Source organism: Staphylococcus intermedius NCTC 11048, assembly GCF_002902385.1.
GTDB lineage: Bacteria > Bacillota > Bacilli > Staphylococcales > Staphylococcaceae > Staphylococcus > Staphylococcus intermedius.
In genome coordinates this window covers 24298-44054 of the sequence record NZ_PPQH01000042.1, presented here as the reverse complement: position 1 = coordinate 44054, position 19757 = coordinate 24298, and the positions used below count along the sequence as shown (strand labels likewise).

11 protein-coding genes and 1 pseudogene are annotated in these 19757 nt (G+C 37.6%); 6 read left to right on the top strand and 6 right to left on the bottom strand.

Annotation, left to right across the window (positions count from 1 at the left end; genetic code table 11):
- Positions 1-5117, bottom strand: a 5117-nt coding sequence (locus CD138_RS10055; RefSeq protein WP_180991061.1) for a KxYKxGKxW signal peptide domain-containing protein, incomplete at its 3' end; no start/stop codon positions are given.
- 757 nt (positions 5118-5874) lie between these two features.
- On the opposite strand from CD138_RS10055, the gene lqo reads away from it, so the two are divergent.
- Together lqo and CD138_RS10045 are read left to right on the top strand one after the other, a co-directional pair.
- Positions 5875-7368 (top strand): L-lactate dehydrogenase (quinone), encoded by a 1494-nt coding sequence (gene lqo, locus CD138_RS10050; protein ID WP_019169746.1) that lies wholly within the window; start codon positions 5875-5877, stop codon positions 7366-7368.
- Between the two features lie 13 nt (positions 7369-7381).
- Entirely contained in the window at positions 7382-7483 is a 102-nt protein-coding gene (locus CD138_RS10045; protein WP_019169745.1) for an SE2200 family small protein, read from the top strand.
- A gap of 53 nt (positions 7484-7536) precedes the next feature.
- Here the strand turns inward: CD138_RS10045 and lip are convergent, their stop codons facing one another.
- Positions 7537-9540 (bottom strand): YSIRK-targeted triacylglycerol lipase, encoded by a 2004-nt coding sequence (lip, locus tag CD138_RS10040; RefSeq protein WP_019169744.1) that lies wholly within the window; start codon positions 9538-9540, stop codon positions 7537-7539.
- 243 nt (positions 9541-9783) lie between these two features.
- Here lip and CD138_RS10035 point away from each other — a divergent pair, with 243 nt between their 5' ends.
- Entirely contained in the window at positions 9784-10278 is a 495-nt protein-coding gene (locus tag CD138_RS10035; protein WP_019169743.1) for an isoprenylcysteine carboxyl methyltransferase family protein, read from the top strand.
- Positions 10279-10557: 279 nt separating this feature from the next.
- On the opposite strand, the pseudogene CD138_RS10030 reads toward CD138_RS10035, so the two are convergent.
- Both CD138_RS10030 and CD138_RS10025 read right to left on the bottom strand, forming a co-directional pair.
- Positions 10558-13647, bottom strand: a pseudogene (locus CD138_RS10030) (SdrD B-like domain-containing protein); the annotation flags it as partial.
- 146 nt (positions 13648-13793) lie between these two features.
- Positions 13794-14327, bottom strand: a complete 534-nt coding sequence (locus CD138_RS10025; RefSeq protein WP_019168914.1) for a hypothetical protein — start codon at positions 14325-14327, stop codon at positions 13794-13796.
- Positions 14328-14707: 380 nt separating this feature from the next.
- Here CD138_RS10025 and ssuE point away from each other — a divergent pair, with 380 nt between their 5' ends.
- Positions 14708-15247, top strand: coding sequence for an NADPH-dependent FMN reductase (gene ssuE, locus CD138_RS10020; RefSeq protein ID WP_019168913.1), 540 nt, complete (start codon positions 14708-14710; stop codon positions 15245-15247).
- 184 nt (positions 15248-15431) lie between these two features.
- Here the strand turns inward: ssuE and CD138_RS10015 are convergent, their stop codons facing one another.
- Both CD138_RS10015 and CD138_RS10010 read right to left on the bottom strand, forming a co-directional pair.
- Positions 15432-16007: a TetR/AcrR family transcriptional regulator gene (locus tag CD138_RS10015; RefSeq protein ID WP_019168912.1), complete on the bottom strand. Its 576-nt coding sequence runs from the start codon at positions 16005-16007 to the stop codon at positions 15432-15434.
- Positions 16008-16022: 15 nt separating this feature from the next.
- The gene (locus tag CD138_RS10010) at positions 16023-16814 is read right to left on the bottom strand and encodes an arylamine N-acetyltransferase (RefSeq protein WP_019168911.1); all 792 of its coding nucleotides are present in this window, start codon (positions 16812-16814) and stop codon (positions 16023-16025) included.
- A gap of 125 nt (positions 16815-16939) precedes the next feature.
- Between CD138_RS10010 and CD138_RS10005 the strand changes: the two genes are divergently transcribed.
- Complete coding sequence (locus CD138_RS10005) at positions 16940-18334, top strand: MDR family MFS transporter (protein WP_019168910.1); 1395 nt, start codon at positions 16940-16942, stop codon at positions 18332-18334.
- 158 nt (positions 18335-18492) lie between these two features.
- Positions 18493-19452: an amidohydrolase family protein gene (locus CD138_RS10000; protein ID WP_019168909.1), complete on the top strand. Its 960-nt coding sequence runs from the start codon at positions 18493-18495 to the stop codon at positions 19450-19452.
- Positions 19453-19757 lie beyond the last annotated feature (305 nt).

The window sequence follows — 19757 nt, the reverse complement described above, 5'->3', positions numbered from 1 at the left end:
CTCGCTACACTTTCTGATTGCGCCGTTGATGTTGAAGCACTTGCTTTTGCTTCTGATTCTGACTCAGATACTGATTGTGACTTTTCAACTGATGTTGATGTGCTCGCTGAATCACGTTCTACACCTTCTGATTGCGCTGTTGACGCTGATGCACTCGCTGATGTTGATGCACTTGCTTTTGCTTCTGATTCTGATGCAGAGACTGATTGCGACTTTTCAACTGATGTTGATGTGCTTGCTGAATCGCTCGCTACACTTTCTGACGTGCTCGCTGATGTTGATGTTGAAGCACTTGCTTTTGCTTCTGATTCTGACTCAGATACTGATTGTGACTTTTCAACTGATGTTGATGTGCTTGCTGAATCGCTCGCTACACTTTCTGATTGAGCCGTTGATGCAGATGCACTCGCTGATGTTGATGTGCTTGTTGAAGCCATTGATTCTGACTTAACAGCTGATGTTGAAGCACTTGCTGAATTTGCTTCACTAATTGAAGTTGATTCTGCAAGTGACGTCGATGTGCTTTCTGAAGCTTCTTCACTATCTAAGCTTGCTGAATGCGTATTTGATGTTGATTCACTTGCTGATTCAGATGCAGATTCTGATTTTGCAACAGATTCTGAGTTTGAAACCGAAGTCGATTTCACGTCTGAGTCTGATTGTGAAGTTGAAGTACTTCTTGAATCTGATTCACTTGCTGCAGCTGACGTTGATGCGCTTTCTGAATTCGACACACTTGTTGATGCTGATGTGCTCAATGAAGCTCGAGTCGAATTAACTTCGCTAACTGACGCTGATTGTGAATCGTCTAATGAACCTTGCGCTGATTGTGATGCACTTGCAGATTTTTCGATTGATGTTGATTCACTCAGTGATGTTGATGTACTTGTCGATACTGATGTGCTCGCAGATTCTTTAGTTGATTGATCTGCACTTAATGAAGCTGATGTACTATCAGATTGAGAATCCGAAATAGACTTGCTCAATGATTGTGATTCAATCGCTGAAGCACTCTTAGACAAGCTTGTAGATTTTCTGTGACTTGCTGTTTTTGACTTTTTAGTACTTGCAGCCTTCGATTTTTTAGTACTTGTCGATGCTGACTTTTTAGTACTTTCCGCCATTGAAGTTGATTCGCTATCAGATGTTGATAATGATCCACTTACTGATGTTGAAGTTGAAGTACTTTCTGATTCGCTTGTTGACGTACTCTTCGCTGTTGATTCACGTGTTGATTTTGCTTCTGAAGCTGCTTGTGAATCTGAAGTTGATTTCGACGTACTTGTTGATTCGCTTGCCGCTTTAGCAGTTGAGATGCTTTCTGATTCACTTGTTGACGTACTCTCTGATGTTGATGTACTTGTTGATTTCGCTGCTGATGCTGCTTGTGAATCTGAAGTTGATTTCGATGTACTTGTTGATTCGCTTGCCACTTTAGCAGCTGAAATGCTTTCTGATTCGCTTGTCGACGTGCTCTCTGATGTTGAGATACTCATTGATTTCGCTTCAGATGCCGCTTTTGAATCTGAAGTTGATTTCGACGTACTTGTTGATTTATGCGTTGATTTCGCTTCTGACGCTACTTTTGAATCTGAAGTTGATTTCGACGTGCTTGTTGATTCACGCGTTGATTTCGCTGCCGATGCTACTTTTGAATCTGAAGTTGATTTCGACGTACTTGTTGATTCACGCATTGATTTCGCTGCTGATGCCGCTTCTGAATCTGAAGTTGATTTCGATGTACTTGTTGATTCGCTCGCTGCTTTAGCAATTGAAACGCTTTCTGATTCGCTTGTTGACGTACTCTCTGATGTTGAGATACTTGTCGATTTCGCTGCTGATGCTACTTCTGAATCTGAAGTTGATTTCGACGTGCTCGTTGAATCACTCGCTGCTTTAGCATTTGAAATGCTTTCTGATTCACTTATCGACATGCTCTCTGATGTAGAAATACTTGTCGATTTCGCTACTGATGCTGCTTCTGAATCTGAAATCGATTTTGCAGTAGATAAGCTCATTGACTTTTCAGTACTGATTGATTGTGATTTCTTTGTACTTGCTGCCTTAGACTTTTTAGTACTTGCTGCTTTTGATTTTTTAGTACTTGCTGCTTTCGAAGCTTTTGTACTTGCCGCTTTTGACTTCTTAGTACTTTCTGCTTTCGACTTTCTAATACTATCTGCTGTCGATTTTTCAACTTTTGCCAAACTTTGAGATTCGGCTACTGAAGTTGAAGCACTTGCACTTGCTTCTGCCTCTGATTGAGAAGTTGATGTTGATTGTGATTTTTCCGTTGAAATACTTTCACTCTTTTGTTTCAATCGGCTAATCGATTCAGAATCTGACACTGAAGTACTTGTCGATGTACTTTCTGATGTGCTTGTCGATGTACTTTCTGATGTGCTTACTGATGCTGAAGTCGACTCTGAAATACTTGTTGAAGTGCTTAAAGAAACACTCGTTGATGTACTTTTCGATTTCTTAATGGACGTTGAAGTACTCTTAGAAAGTGATTTCTTTGCCTCAGCCGATAAGCGTTTAGAAAGACTCTTCGATAATGACTCAGATCCTAAAGATGCAGCTTTAGACTTTTTAATCGATACTGATCTTGAACCTACAGATGCATTTCTAGAAACTGATTTAGAATTTGAAATCGAACCTTCAACACCTTGAGATACTTTAATCGATGTTGAACGTGAATTTGAATTTGATACAGCTGTACTTTTTTGTTCAGACTTAAGTGTTGACGTACTTGCCTCTTTTGAAGCTCTTGTACTTGCATCTTTCAACTTCTTAATACTATCTGCTGTCGATTTCTTCGCTTTTGCATCTTTATCCGCTTTTGCTAAACTTTGAGATTTCGCAGTTGATAATGATGCACTTGCTTCTGCTTCTGATAACGAAGTTGACGCTGATTGTGATTTTTTAGTTGAATCACTTGCGCTTTTTTGTTTCAATCTGCTAATCGATTCAGAATCTGACACTGAAGTACTTGTCGATGTACTTTCTGATGTGCTTGTCGATGCACTTATCGAAGTACTTGTTGATGTACTGAGTGATTTAGATAATGAAATTGACGTACTCGTTGATGCTGACGTACTCTTCGAAATTGATTGCGACTCTGATTTGCTTATTGCTTTTGATTTCTTTTTAGATAAGCTTTTTGATTTTGCGATTGACGCTGATTTCTTTTTAGAGATCGCTATTGAATTTGCAGATTTGATAGAATTAATACGTGAAACTTGAAGACTATGTCTTTTATTGATTGATTCGTTAAGAGACTTTTTCGAATTATATATCGAATCTGCAATACTTTTTGACTCTCTTAATGATTCATTCGTTGAAAGCGCACTGCTACGTCTTGCTGCTGCTAATTTTTCAGATTCAGCTAATGATTGATTCGTTGAAATCGCACTTTGTCGTTTCTTGTCTGCTAGGCTTTTGGCCACAGACACCGATTTATTCGTTGAAATGGCACTTTGTTGTCTCGAAACTTGCTCACTATGCTTTTTATGTGCAGCATCATTTTTTGACTTAATGGTTGATAGCGATTTCTTACCTTTGTTTCTCTTAGATTCTACTGTTGATAAACTCTTTGAAATAGATTTACTCTTCTTCACAGATTTAGCAACTGCTGTCGATTTCTTTTCTGAAAGGCTCTGTGATACTTTGATTGAGTTACTTTCTTCAATCGATATAGATGTTGAAATACTTCTCGATGCTTTTACAGATTCGTTATACTTCTTAATAGCTTCTACATACGGATCTTTTCCTGAATGTGTATAAGCTGAGAAGTAGTTAAAACCTTTAGTTCCACGTACTACGAACTCGGCACCGACTGGATGGAACTCCCAAGTACGTTCACCATTTAAGTTTGTAACTGGTGCTGAAAACTCTGCAGTATATCCTTTACCTTGTACCCCGGCATTATAACCTAAATTTCCTGCCGTCCAGTGATAACCCGCTAGTTTATTCCCTTGCATATTCGTTCGAGTTGTATTGCCTTCGAAACCACCGTAGCCAGCAGCAGTAATCCCTTGTGTAACATTCGACGGTGTACCGTATGCGCTACCAAGCTTAAGCATATTTAATGTATCGTTGAGTGTATTTTGAACAACTGCTTTATCTTTCTTAAGCTTCGGTTTCTCAATGCTTGCCGTTGCAGGGTTATCATACGAGATTGTGTACCTGAATTTTAAAGATGAACCGTCACCAGTAACATCAAGTTTGTAATAAATAGGCACGTTGTTCACTGTGTCTTTACCCGTACCAGTATATGTTTTCGTTACTGGTGCTACAGCAGCTGTAGCTCTAAATGCTGTATGACCAAGTTGAACTGTTGATCCTTGCAGTGGTAAATGAACGTTGTTTGGAGCTGTAGTATCTAAACTAACTAAAGATGACGTACTTAGTGATTGATTCACGTTAGCAGAAGTACTTGATGGTTCAATTGCATGACTTGTTTGTTTTTCTGTTGATGCGCTTGATTCAGTTTGTGTTGATGTACTTTCTTGGTGCTCAGCAGATGTTGAGGCTTTCGCTTCACTTTCTGATTCGTCAGATGCTGAAACCGAAGTTGAAAGTGATGTTGACTCTGAAGTTGATTCTGAAGTTGACGTGCTTAATGATTTAGATTCTGATTCAGATTCTGAAGTTGAAGTACTTGCTTGATCTTCATCAGATATTGCACTTTCTGACTCTTGTTCTGTTTCACTTTCTACAACACTTGTACTTTGACTTTCTGTTGACGTTGACTTTTCAATCGCTACAGACGTTTGATCCCCGATTGTTTGACTCTTAGTTGCCAATTCAGAAGTGATCGGTGCGTCTGATGCGGCAAATGCGTGTTGGTCATGTAACATGTTGACGGTAAACATACCCCCAGCAATTGCTGTTGTTCTTAATGCATTCTTTTTCAACTTGTCACCAAATTGTGTAGTGACTTCTCCGTTTTCATCTTTTACAATGTCACGGCTTAAAAAGGGTAAACCTAAAGCTTTTAATAATTGAAACTCTTTAATACCAGCTTTAACCCAGTTTTTACCAGACTTGTAAAGTTTCACTCTTGCTTTTTCTTCACTTAAACTCTTTTTTAATTCCCTAAATTTTCTTGTCATTGCAAAACTCCCATATCATAAATTTCCTTTAATTCCAAACATGTCACCACTGCATTATTAGATAATAATACGAATTTACATATTAAGCAACTTAATTTCACTCATTACTTTGTTTCATATATAACGTATTTCTTCATTTGATTTTTCTTTGATTAAATTTATGATTTATTTGGCTAGTTGGTTTTTTGTATAAATAAAAAATAAGGAATCTGTATAGGGGAAATCGCCTTAAATTAAGGTTCTATTGTTGGATACGTGCTATTGAAAACATTGATTACAACTTACATGTATCTAATTGATAAGTGATTTAATAAAATTTTCAGTCTTGAAGTTTTTGCAACTAAAATAAAAAATATTCAAGTTGTTCAATTCGAGGTAACAGTTAAAGGGGAATATCATGCGATTTTAAACAGATACGTTCGCAGTCATGAAGGTATATTTTGAGTTCAAATTGCCATGCTTTACTTCCTATTTATTTATTGCTTACTAATTTTCTTTTTATAAATTTGAAAAACTCTTCAATTATTTATAAAAACCATTGATTCACTCCTTTAATACGGGTTATTATTAGTGTAGTAACGCGTAATTATGATAATCGTTTGTATGTCAATCATTACAATGAGATAACATTCTTTTCTCATCAGACTGATTCATTTTTGTTAACGTCGAAAATGTATTATAATGACGTATGAAGTGATTGAAAGGACTCGATTCCTATCATATTCCGCAATATACAAAAAACGAAAGGTGATTATGTATGCCAACACAATCAGAACCAAAAGACATTGTCATTATTGGTGCCGGTGTGCTTAGTACGACTTTCGCTTCAATGATTAAAGATTTAGAACCAGAATGGAATCTTAAATTATATGAGCGTTTAGATAGTCCAGGTGTTGAGAGTTCAAACGAACGTCACAATGCCGGTACGGGTCACGCTGCACTTTGCGAATTGAACTATACTGTGAAACAACCAGATGGTTCAATCGACATCGAAAAAGCAAAAGAGATTAACGAAGAATTCGAAATCTCAAAACAATTTTGGAGCTATCTTGTTAAAAGTAAAAACATTGATACACCAAGAGATTTCATCAATCCTCTTCCACACATCAGTTTCGTACGTGGGAAAAATAACGTTCAATTCTTAAAAGACCGTTATAACAAAATGAAAGACTTCCCAATGTTCGACAATATCGAATACACAGAAGATATTGAAGTGATGAGAAAGTGGATGCCATTGATGATGCAAGGCCGTAGTGCAAGCGACATCATGGCTGCAAGTAAAATTGATGAAGGTACTGACGTTAACTTTGGTGAATTAACACGTAAGATGGCGAAAAGTATCGAAGCGCATAAGAACGCAGACGTACACTACAACCATGAAGTAAGAGACTTCAATCGTCGTAATGACGGTAAATGGGAAGTGACAGTGGTGAACCGTAATACAGGTGAATCACAAGTTCAACTTGCTGACTACATCTTCATCGGTGCTGGTGGCGGTGCGATTCCATTGTTACAAAAAACAGGTATCCCTGAAAGTAAACATTTAGGTGGTTTCCCTATTACAGGACAATTCTTAATGTGTACAAACCCAGATGTTATCGAAGAACACGGTGTGAAAGTATACGGTAAAGAGCCACCAGGTACACCTCCAATGACTGTACCTCACTTGGATACACGTTACATCAATGGCCGTAAAGCATTATTATTCGGACCTTTCGCAAGCATTGGCCCTAAATTCTTGAAAAATGGTTCAAACTTAGATTTATTCAAGTCTGTTAAACCATACAACATTACAACTTTACTTGCGGCAGCAGTGAAAAACTTACCATTAATTAAATACTCAATCGACCAAATCTTAATGACTAAAGAGGGTTGCATGAACCACTTACGTACATTCTACCCTGAAGCTAAAGATCAAGATTGGGAATTATACACTGCTGGTAAACGTGTTCAAGTCATCAAAGACACTAAAGAATACGGTAAAGGTTTCATTCAATTCGGTACAGAAGTGGTTAACTCACAAGACCATACTGTTATCGCGTTACTTGGTGAATCACCAGGGGCTTCTACATCAGTATCTGTTGCGCTTGAAGTATTAGAACGCAACTTTGCTGAATACGAGTCTGAATGGACACCAAAATTACAAAAAATGATTCCTTCATACGGTAAATCATTAATTGAAGATGCTGACTTAATGAGAAAAACACGTCAACAAACTTCTAAAGACTTAGAATTAAACTACTACGAGTAAAGGAGTTGCTAGTATGAAAAAATTATTAGTCGTTGCAACTGTACTCACTGCAGCTTTTGTTGCTTTAAAACGTTATCAAGAACACGTCAATAAAGCACCAAATATCGAATATTAAAGCATGCAAAAAGCCCGACATCTCTATCGAGAGATGCCGGGTTTTTCTTTGTCCTATACTGTTTCTTTGCGTACTAAATCTTCTACTAAGTCATGATAAAATTTTTGTAACTCTGCACCACTACGACGCCAATCTAATACATCTTGGCCTGTAAAGTCTGTATGGTCCCATCCCTTTAATGTAGGTGTGACTTGCCAGATGCCTTTCACAGCTGGTGTATCAAAATCGACATTTTCAAACGCTTCATCTTCTGGGTGTTGTGACGAAATGACTGACACGAGACCGTCATTTTCTCTCCATGCCGAATCATCTGTCATCCCAATTAAATCTCCTGTTAAGACGTGGGCAATATTCATATATGGATCTGCAATGTGTGTACCAAAGATCGTTTCATACGTCGCAGAACCTGTATAAGATTTATAATAAACGTCAGGATTCAAATCTACGCGCGCATTTAATTTTTTCGCACCTTCACGCGTCAAATCATAAAGTGCAGTATCTTTAGATGTGAACAATGGACTGTTACTTACACGTTTCGCGTATTCTGCATAAGTCTCCCCTTCACGTTGTTCTAATCCCCACTGTTTTAAACCATAATCAATTTTTTGACCTTTACGTCCAGCAAAGACATTGTACTCATATAATATGCGTTTAATCACTTCTGTATTACCTAAATCATCTGAAGCCACTGTGCCATCGTGTGGCGTCGCAATCGTTGTGATGGATGTCACCATATTGTCGTGATTACCTTGGAAAAGTTCACTCATCGTACCACCATGTTCTCTTTGATAAGCGATTTCGTCAGCATCACCGTGACGTAATAATTGTTCTAAGAGACGAATCGTTTGGCCTCCCATACTATGACCGACTAAATGAATGCGTTGACCAGGTTGCCAATTCGGTAAAATCCCTTCATATGTTCTCCCATAACGCTCATGACCGTACTTTTCAGCGTGGGCCGCACCGTAATCGACAATACCACCTTTTATGTAAGCATATAGTTCAGAAGCACGATCCCAGTTACTACCAAATGCACTGACACTTGCTTCAAATACGTTGTAACCTGCTTTGCGAAGCTCTTCAATCATTTTATATTTTGAACCACCCCAATAATTTGAACCTTTTGGCGCATTGTCACCAACAAGCCCAGAAAAACCATGTACAAAAACAATCGGATCTTGATTGATAAACTTATCTTTCCCAAGTTTTTGTGCTTTTTCTGAAAGAGATGGTGCGGTTGTCGGTTGTGTTTGGCCGTTTGATGTTGTGCGTGTAGGTTGGGCTGTTGCTTTTGAACGTGGCGCCTCGACTTTTTTGTTTTGATCTGTTGAAGTGGATTGGACATCTTGCTTTGGTGCTTCTGTCGCTTTTGGCTTCTGTTCCGTTTCTTTTTGTGTATTTTTGTCGGTATCTTGACGATCAACGACTGAGAACTCTGGATCTAATTCTGGTTTTGCTGCTGTTTCGGCTTGTTCCTCTGCCTTGTCATCTTTATCTTGACGGTCAACTACCGAGAATTCTGGGTCTAATTTTGGTTTTGCTGCTGGTTCGGCTTGTTCCTCTGCCTTGTCATCTTTATCTTGACGGTCAACTACCGAGAATTCTGGGTCTAATTTTGGTTGTTGTACCGATGTTGTATGTACGTCTCCTTTTTCTGATGGCGCTGCTTCACGATTCTGATTTTCACGCGTTTCTAATATTTGTGTATCCTTATCAGGTGTTTTCTCATGATCAACTTCAGCAGATGCAGCTAATGGTTGATCAGAAGGGGCAGATTCTGTTGATGATGGATTAACAATTGCTGCCTCGCTCGTTTCAGGATTATCTTTCAAAGAGTATGCATCACTTGGAAGAGTTGCTTCATTCGTTTCCTTGAGTTGCTGCGTGCTGTCTTGTTGCTGGACCTCTACGACTTGTGCATCATGATTTGAATCATTTTCAGCCGCTTGTCCATCTTGACTCCCTAGCATAAATAACCCCGATGCAATCATAATCGAAGAGACACCCATCGATAATTTTCTAAGTGCGAATGTATTACGTTCTTTAAATTTCTGCAATTGTATTCCTCCTTAAATATTATTTATCACACTATTAATATAGCAAATCAACATCTCAACCATTTTGATTTTTGCCTAACTGTTAATTTATATTATATTAAACAAATCTGTGATATAAAATCCTTTTAATATAGCAAAAATATTGTTAATTTCTATACATTTAATAATTAGTTAATAGCAATTGGAAATATCAAACTATAAAATATAGGAATGAATTGATTTTATTTAATTGGGAGGCACACCATGGCTTTTATTATTTTACTCATTTTCTTTATCATTCGTCTGTTTAGCCTTGCGATTTCAATCAAACATTCGAAACAACTCGTTCAACAAGGCGCACAAGCTTACGGTGAAAAAAATTCGAAATGGCTCGCGATCACACATATTTTAATTTATGTTGGTGCAGCGATTGAGACGTTATTAAACCATGACACATGGGGATGGATGAATACTATAGGTCTGATTATCCTTATTTTAGCGTATCTCGTTTTATTCCATGTTATTAAAACTTTAGGACCTATTTGGACATTGAAATTGTATATTTTACCAAACCACCCTATTATTCGTTCAGGATTATACCGTATTACAAAACATCCGAACTACTATTTGAATATCATCCCAGAATTAATTGGTGTACTGTTGCTGACACATGCAACTTATACATCTATCTTACTCATTCCATACGCTTACTTCTTGTTTGTTCGTATTCGCCAAGAAGAAAAGCTGATGTCACTCTAATTCAAAAACACATGTTGAAAGCTGAAACTTGCTATTTCGACATGTGTCTTTTTTTAGCTATTACACCATTGACTACTTTCTTCCCAACCTCGTGCACTTTGATGTCACCCCATACTTAATCGTGTTTTTATCACTGGACATCATCACATGTGAAACTACTTGATAACAACGATGTATCCAAGTCGATTTTTCTTTCAAAATGTAAAAAAGAGACCTAGAACTTGTAAGCTCTAAGCCTCTTAAATCAATATTTATTTCTTATTGTTCTTTTTGCTTTTTACGACGACCAACAAAGAATAGTCCGCCTAATGCTGCAAGTAAGCCACCTAATAATGGTGCTTGATTTGCTGGTGTTTCACCCGTTTCAGGTAATGATTTCATCTCTTGTTTAGGTGCTGGGTTATGTGATGAATTCATATGTGATCCTGTGCTCATAGGTGTTGTATGCATTGATGGACTTGGTTGTCCAGGTTGTCCAGGTTGTCCAGGTTGTTCCGGCATTTCCGGTGTTGGATTGCTTGGATTACCCGGTTGTTCCGGTGTTGGATTGCTTGGGTTACCTGGTTCGTCCGGTGTTGGATTACTTGGGTTACCTGGTTCGTCCGGTGTTGGATTACTTGGGTTACTTGGTTCGTCCGGTGTCGGATTACTTGGGTTACCTGGTTCATCCGGTGTTGGATTACTTGGGTTACCTGGTTCATCCGGTGTTGGATTACTTGGGTTACCTGGTTCGTCCGGTGTTGGATTACTTGGGTTACCTGGTTCATCCGGTGTCGGATTACTTGGGTTACCTGGTTCGTCCGGTGTTGGTTTATGGAATCCTGAGTCGATTGTCATGTCATCTTTGTTGTCGATTATCACTTTCACTGTTTGACCATCTGAATCTTTTGCGTCATCGCTTCCAGCATTTGGTGTTGTTGCTTCGTAACCATTTGGTGTTTCAAATGTTACTGTGTAGTTACCGTTTGGTAAGTCAGTAAATTTGTAGTTACCGTCTTTGTCTGTTGTTGTCGTTACTGTTGTTCCGTCTTCTTTCGTTAACGTCACTTTCACGTTTTCAATTCCTGGTTCATTCGCATCTTGGATACCGTCTTTATTCGTATCTTCCCATACTTTGTCACCAAGGTTGAATTTCGGTTCAGGTGCAACTTCAAAACCTCTATCGATAGATAAATCATCTTTACCTTGAATCGTCACATTAACGATTTGTGCATCAGAGTCGACTTCTTTATCGTTTCCTACGCGTTCGTTAACCGGAACATAGTCTTTACCTTCAACGCTTTTCGTTGGATCAGTAAATTCAACGATGTAGTCGCCATTTTTTAGGTTTTCGAATAAGTAGTAACCATCTTTATCCGTAGTTGTCGTTTGAAGAACTTTATTTGTGCCAGCTTCTTTCAACGTTACAGTTACGTTGGCAATACCTCTGTCGTTAATGTCTTGAACGTCATTGTTATTCATATCTTCCCAGACACGGTTACCCAGTTTGTATGTTGGTTCACCTTGTCCTGCAGCATCTGATTGTGTTGTTTCGATAAAGTTTTCAGAGTATAAATGTGAGAAATATTCACCATTTGCATCAGAAGTCTCACCATGTAATGTGACACTTTGAACTAATGGTGCATTTGAATTCATATCTTGTTGACCTTCAGTATAAACAACATAGCGTTTCGTGCTGTTTTTATCATTTAAAACAATTGTGGCCATATCATCGCCATATGATAATGTATAATCTTGGTCTACAGTCAACATCTTCAATTGTGTAAAATCTGGTTTTAGATTGCCCGGTAAAGCTACACCGTCTGGCACTTCATAGACTTGTAATATCCCTGCTGGAGATACAACGGCACTACTTGATCCTGGTGTTGCATTATCTGCGCCACTATAACCTTTTACTACAATTTTAGGATTGATTAACTGTTGTTGTTTAGGGTTGATATACGCTGTTTGTGAGTATTTACCCGTCACATTATCATATTCATTATAAAATGAATTTAAATTCAGCTGTTTGTTCTCACGAGGATCAAGATATTTCACATTCAATTGTGTAGATGTCGTTTGACCTGCAACCGTAGCATCAAAGTTGTATGTCCCATTGTCTTTGACAACATCTCTTTCCACGTATGCTGCTAAATCTAATGCAACCTTCACATCGTTATGCTGATCAACATAATCTGTAAACGTATACGTCATCGTTCTTGTATGAATATCATATGTGCCTGTTGCAATGAGGTCTCCGCCTGCATTATATATACTAGGTGGCGTTACACGATCTTCAAAATAGTCACTGATTTGGAGGTTGTCATTATATTTAATTTGGAACGTGTCGCCTGATTTTACTGAATCTGCGACGTCAAATGATGTTTGAATTTTAACATATCCAAAGTTTTGTGGATAAATCGTACCATCACCATTGGCATTATCTTTGTCTACATCTACCATCGTTGTTTTAATGTTAGAAATACCATTATCTTTTGTGATTAATTGCCCTGATGGTTGTGCTGCCACTGCTAAACGCATGAATGCACGTGGACTTCTTAATGAAACAGGTGTTGCTACAACTTTCTTCTTATCTTGTTCATTTGCATATTCAACTAGCAATTGCGCCAATACATCTTGTGCATTCACTTTTGAATAGTCAATGTTCATAGATTGTACTTTTTCAGTTGCTGCTTCAATACTTAAACCTGTATTTTTAGCATAAAAATCTACTAATGCTTCTGATTTTTCTTCGTCTGTGTCTAAAATATTGAAATTGTTTTCAGTAATTGGAACACCTATGAACGTACCTTCATCAATTTGTTCGTTGCTAGGAGCTTGTGCTACTTCAGGGGCTACTTCAGATGATGTTGCTGCCTCTTTCGGTGCTACGACTTCTTCCGACTCTACTGTTTTAGCTACTGGAGGATTGACTGCTTCAGTTTTCACATTTGATGTTGTGTCAACTTCATTTTGTTTTGTGGCAGGTGTTACGTCAGCTTTGTTTTCAACAGATGATTTCACTTCAGCATTTTCTTCTGTAGGGGGAGCTACTTCAGATGATGTTGCTACTTTTTCTTCTGTAGACGGAGTTACTTCTGCTTCTTTAACTGTGCTCGCATTCTCGGCTGTTGTTACTTCTGTCTTAGATGTTTCTTCAGTAGTAGGTGTTGCCTCGGCCTTATTTTCTTCAACAGTTGTATCAGGTTGTTCGTCTTTATTCACTTGACTATTATCAACAGTTGTCTCTTCGGCTGCATTTGCGTCTTCTGTATGTGAACCAAATAGCAATGTGGCACCGATTAGCAATGATGCTGTTCCTACTGTGTATTTTCTAATCGAGTACTTGTTTTGCTTATTAGGTAAAAATGCATTTGTTTTTTTGTTCATTATTATTAATCATCCTCATATTAAATTGTAAAACTTTTTTAAACTCTGATAATACTGTGTTTCTGGCCTTTCATGACCTGCAATATCATGACTTAAGAAGTACTAAATCTTTATTTGCAGGGTAATAATTATTTTTTCTACTACTATTAGTCACTTTTTTCATTTTGATAAAGCGAGTGAAGAAGTGTGATTTCATAAATGAGTTTTTCTTTAACGGTCTCAGGTTCTAACAATTTGATTTGACCTTTATATTCAAAACTCATTTTCAAAGCTTCTTCCTCTGTGACGTATACCGAGCCAATCACAACTTTTTCATTTGTCGAACATACTTGAGAAACGAATTTTCGACTAATGAGTTTCCAAATATTATTATTCACTTCAAATTTGACAAAAATTTTTTGTTTCTCAATTTTATTTAGTTTTAAGAAAGCAGAGTGATACTCATCTGTTTGTTTGGTATTTTGTTTCAAATAGTAGCTGTCATTGTCACTGTCATAAATTATTGGATTATCTAACACCAACCACTCACAATGTTCATACAAAAAATTTCGTATATGCGCAATGTCCCGTTGTATTGTTCTTTTACTTACTTCCCAATCTCTCGCAAGTTCTGTTTTATTCACTATCTTTCCTGCAATCAAATCGGTATAAATAGAAAGTAATCGATTATGTTGATTCATAGTTTCCTCCCAGTGACTATTTACATTATAATAAAAAGGGTGGACATATCATGTCATCTGTTTTAATCAATTTTTTAAAACTTTAAAAAAGTTTATTGATTACAACCACACCAATTTATTCTATTATTTATCACCTCACTTTATCTTTTCATTAATAGTTTAATAATTATTTTTTCACTTCTATTTTAAAGGCACCTATATGTTGTACCACATTTGAAGCTAATGAAATAAAGATATGCTCAAATAATTTATAAATTATCATAATCCATTTCAAATCACTTTGAAATATGATTCCTTTTACATGCATTTTGATGTTGACTTGTTATAATAGGTAAAAATCAATAATATATCTTGTTGCAACAAACAAAGGAGGATTTTTCATGGCAAAAGTAACGATTATTGCAGGTGGTCAAAAAGTAGCATCACGTTTGACAGGTGTCATCCATTATGCAGAACATTACCTCAATCAAGCAGGCATCGATACAGAAGTGATTCAAGTCCATCAACTCCATGCAAAAGCACTGATTACGGCTGACTTTACGAGTGAATCTATTAATGCCACACATCAAACTATTGAAGCATCAGACGGGATTATTATCGTTTCACCCGTTTTTAAAGCTGCCGATTCAGGTATTTTAAAAACATATCTTGATTTACTCCCTCGTAGCGCTTTCGCTAGCAAAACTGTATTGCCTTTAGCTGTCGGAGGATCATTCGCGCACGTGCTCGCACTTCAATACAGTTTAGATCCAGTCATTAAAGAGCTTGGTGCTGATACCATTCATAAAGGCCGCTTCATCTTAGACCAACACATTTCCTATAATGAAGATGGCACATATTCATTCGACCAAGAAGCTGACGAGGCATTAAATAAAACATTGAAAAAGTTTGTGAACGATAAATCACAAGTTTCAGATTAATCCATATGATAAAGAGACTCCGTGCAAAGAACCCCAAAAGTTAGATTTTAGGTCTAATTTTTGGGGTTCATTTCTCAATGACGAAGGTGGGGTCTTTTTTTATTAACTATAAAAAAGCATAGGACCTAGACACTTCATGTATGTCAGTCCTATGCTCTCATCTCAAAACAGCATGTCCTTTATACTATTTCAAGTAAATATTGAGTAACTTTTTTAAATACGCTTCTTTGGAATAACCTCGTGTAAATCGTTCAAACATATACATATCAGAAGAAAAAGCATTAAGTAGCATATCAATTTTCAACTCAATATCTACCAACTCTGGTTCTTTCTCCATCTCACGCTGAATATACTGATACAAATCATTATAAAAAGGGGCACCACTCATGGCATTCGTCTTTAAGCCATTTTTTTCAATAAAGTTCAATAAATTTAAGTTATTGTCCTTTAATGTGAGAAATATTTCGAGTATCCCATGCACTCTGTCATATAAAGGAGCGTTCTCGTGTTCTGATAAAAACGTTCTAATCTCTTTTAACATTGCATCTATTTGATTATCAATGACTCCTTGGCAAAGTATCGATTTATTTGCAAAATGTCGATACAATGTGCCGACACCGACTTCTGCACGTTTAGCAATTGTAGTCATCTTCATTGCCTCTACGTCATCATCTTCACGAATCATTTGCGCTACCGTTGATAAGATCTTATCTTTATTCCGTCGCGCATCTAATCGCTTTGTCTTTTCTTGATTTGCCATAGATTACATCCTCTTTTATTCGTTTTCTAATTTCTCTAAACGCGGTACTTTCAAATGGATCCCAAAGTATTTTTGCAATAATTGTTGATAATTATCTGGTGTCACAGGCGTTTTATGCTTACCGTCTTGATCAGTGATTGTTAAATAATCTTGTGACATGGTCACTCGCCCAGTTGCGGTTGGCATTGTAACAATTAAACTGCGGACGAATAGTGATTTGGGATTGTGTTGATTATACTCGAGTTTATCGTCAAAATAATCGAGTGTTTTGGGCTGTGCTTTTGCTTCAAATTTCGTTTGCCATTCACCCTCAACTTCATTTTGTACAGCAATCATACCATTTTCTCTCACAGCACGATACTTACCGCTCACATCCTGTACTGTATCATGACCATCATCCGTCACATGAATCGCTTTTACCGGCAAACTTCCAAAACCAACATCCGCAATATATGTTTCACCATCGATAACAACAGCAAGTGTCAAATGTGAATCTTCCAAACTGCGCCCGCCATTGGGTGTGTGAATAGTTGCAGGAAGGAAGTGTGTTTCGTACCCTTTAGACGCTAAATATGCAGCGAAAAATGTATTCACTTCATAGCAATATCCACCACGGCCTTGTTCAACAATTTTGTGATATAAATCATCTAAATCTGTAGAAATGGGTACGCCATTTTGGACATCCAAATTTTCAAATGGTACATGACGCATAAATTGTTGCGTATAGTAATCGAGTGCTTCTACACGACTTTGAAACTGCTTTTGTTCATCTATCTCTAATTTTCGATCAACTTGTTGTGTATCCATCATGGCCCTCCTTAAATTGTGTTTTATGGTCCTATCATATCCGGAATTCAGTTATTTGACAAATGGAATGCATTCCACTTAGAATAAACGATAGTCATTTCCGTTTAGAAAGGAGCGTCACTCAAATGTCAGGCAGTACTTATCATCATTCAATTCAACAGCATTTACCTGCTATTGTCATCATGATTTCTGGCGCCTTTATCGCTGTTCTTAATCAAACTTTATTTTCAACTGTATTACCTGAAATTATGGCCGACTTCCAATTAACAAGTTCAGAAGCGCAATGGGTGACCACAATTTTCATGCTCGTTAATGGGATTATGATTCCAGTGACAGCTTATTTATCTCAACGCTTTACTTTAAGACGGCTATTTTTCACAGCTTTAACACTATTTCTCATAGGTTCATTACTAGGGATGCTCGCACCAAATTATATTTTCGTTCTTGTTGGGCGCGCGATTCAAGCGATGGGGGCAGGAATTTTAATGCCTTTAACGCAAACATTTTTGTTCCTTGTCTTCCCTATTGAAAAACGTGGGATGGCAATGGGATTATTTGGACTAGTTATCGGATTTGCGCCTGCGATAGGGCCAACTGCATCCGGTTGGTTCGTCAACCTGTTCAATTGGCGTTACCTATTTTTAATCATTTTAGTCATTACGATGATCGTACTCATTTTAGGTATCTTTAAAATGACAAATGCAACTGAATTAAGCCATCCGTCACTCGATATTTTGTCCGTTATTCTATCTACATTAGGGTTTGGCGGTTTACTTTTCGGATTTAGTTTAGCAGGTCAATATGGTTGGGGCAATCCACTCAGCTACGTTACGATTATTGTCGCGCTCATCATTTTAACCTTATTCGTCTTTCGTCAACTCAGACTCGAATCCCCTATGCTCGAAATGCGTGTCTTTCTACATCGTTCGTTTACAGTGCCGATTGCTTTAGTCGTGCTCATGTTCTTAATTTTTATTGGGACAATGACAATGTTACCGATTTATATGCAATCTATGAGAGGTATGTCACCCTTGCAATCAGGTTTAGTATTATTGCCAGGAGGTCTTGTAATGGGCTTACTCGCACCGATGAATGGTAGACTTTACGACAACATTGGCGGTCGTATTTTAGCGGTAACAGGGATGTCCTTTATCTTTATTGGCACAGTGATGATTTCATTCTTAAATGAAACATCGCCGGTATGGTATATCATCTTGTCTTTTGTCATCCTTACATTTGGTAACTCTGGCATTATGGTGCCAATGACAACTGAAGCAATGAATGCCCTACCGAAATCACTCATACCTCACGGGACAGCTATGAATAATACATTACGTCAAATTTCTGCTGCGATTGGTACAGGTTTACTCGTTACAGTAATGTCTCAAATCGCGATGGCACACGGTGGCGACCAAGTGATGCGCAACATTTTTGGCTTACAATGGACATATCGTATTGTCGCGCTCATCGTGGTCTTTGGATTGCTTGTCGCTACACGCGTATCTAAAAAGCCAACTTAACCACTTTAACAAAATCACGCCACAGTCAACAAAACCTGGCGCATCAACTGACTTCGATTGCTATCCGAGCGGTGAATCGTTTCAAATTGTCAGATTGGGGCATAACAGTCTTACAGAGCTATCTCAAATACAAATTCTGAATGGAGTTGAATTACACTATGGTAAAAGCAATTGATACACATGCACATTTATGGAGTGAATCCTATCTCGAAAGATTAGGTAAATTAAGCAGCCAAGGGACAGAAGTCGCAAAAGGTATCAACCAATCGGACTCAGAAGAAGATTTAAAAAAGCGTTTTAAAATGATGGACGATGCGGGTGTCGGCAAACAAATCATCTCCGCGACACCACAATCACCGCAATGGGGTTCAAAAGAAGAAGCTAAAGAGTCTGCACGTATCATTAACGATTTATATGAATCACTCGTTAAAAAATATCCAGATCGTTTCTTGGCCTATGGTGCCGTATCATTACCATACCTTGATCAAGCGATTGAAGAAGCGCGCGAACTTTTAGCTAAAGATGAATTTGTCGGTATTGCCATTCCAACACTTGTGAAAGATAAAGTTTCTATTGCAGATTTACAATTTGAAGCATTTTTCGAAGCGATGAATGAACTGAACGCAACACTTTACATTCATCCCACAGGTTGCGGGGCTCAATCACCGATGATCAATGACTATCAATTACACTGGGTCATCGGGGCACCTTTAGAGTCCACATTTGTTGCATTGCACTTATTGAAAAATAGAATTCCCCAAAAATATCCAAATATTAAATTCCACATCTCACATTTAGGGGGTGCCTTACCATTCTTCATCCAACGCATTGAAGACAACTATGAAGATTGGAACGCATTTGATGACAGTCCTTGGGAAATTTTAAATCGTCAATTCTATTACGACACTACGAACTTCCATGGTCCATCACTCATCAATACGATGGATTCATTTGGTGCTGATCATCTCATGATGGGTAGTGACTTCCCATATTTCCAAGACGAGAAATATACACGTGCCGTTACTTATATTCAAGATTCAGGCATTGATCCAGAGAAAATTGATGGTATTTTGTATGGTAATGCGATAGAGTTCTTTGAGATTGAGCATGATCATTAATAACCACCATCATTTCGCTTTTTAACCATCAGCAAATCACTCAACGCTTTAATGATAAAAAAAATTCACCCCTATACACTATTTGTGTGGGGGTGATTTTGATTTAAGTACGTTTGATATACTGTTTTGGAGCTCTGAATTAACACATTTTAATGATATCTTTTTTGCACTTTTCTTACCATCTATTTTTAAGTCTAGCAATCCATGATGCATTTAAATAACACCTTATTTAATGATGTATAACTATTTATATATTATTCCAAAAACATATATATTTACCACATTTGTATTCATATACCATTAAT

Coding starts and splice junctions, on each gene's coding strand:
- lqo (WP_019169746.1), top strand. CDS start 5,875: ATGCCAACACAATCAGAACCAAAAGACATTGTCATTATTGGTGCCGGT.
- CD138_RS10045 (WP_019169745.1), top strand. CDS start 7,382: ATGAAAAAATTATTAGTCGTTGCAACTGTACTCACTGCAGCTTTTGTT.
- CD138_RS10035 (WP_019169743.1), top strand. CDS start 9,784: ATGGCTTTTATTATTTTACTCATTTTCTTTATCATTCGTCTGTTTAGC.
- CD138_RS10025 (WP_019168914.1), bottom strand. CDS start 14,327: ATGAATCAACATAATCGATTACTTTCTATTTATACCGATTTGATTGCA.
- ssuE (WP_019168913.1), top strand. CDS start 14,708: ATGGCAAAAGTAACGATTATTGCAGGTGGTCAAAAAGTAGCATCACGT.
- CD138_RS10015 (WP_019168912.1), bottom strand. CDS start 16,007: ATGGCAAATCAAGAAAAGACAAAGCGATTAGATGCGCGACGGAATAAA.
- CD138_RS10010 (WP_019168911.1), bottom strand. CDS start 16,814: ATGGATACACAACAAGTTGATCGAAAATTAGAGATAGATGAACAAAAG.
- CD138_RS10005 (WP_019168910.1), top strand. CDS start 16,940: ATGTCAGGCAGTACTTATCATCATTCAATTCAACAGCATTTACCTGCT.
- CD138_RS10000 (WP_019168909.1), top strand. CDS start 18,493: ATGGTAAAAGCAATTGATACACATGCACATTTATGGAGTGAATCCTAT.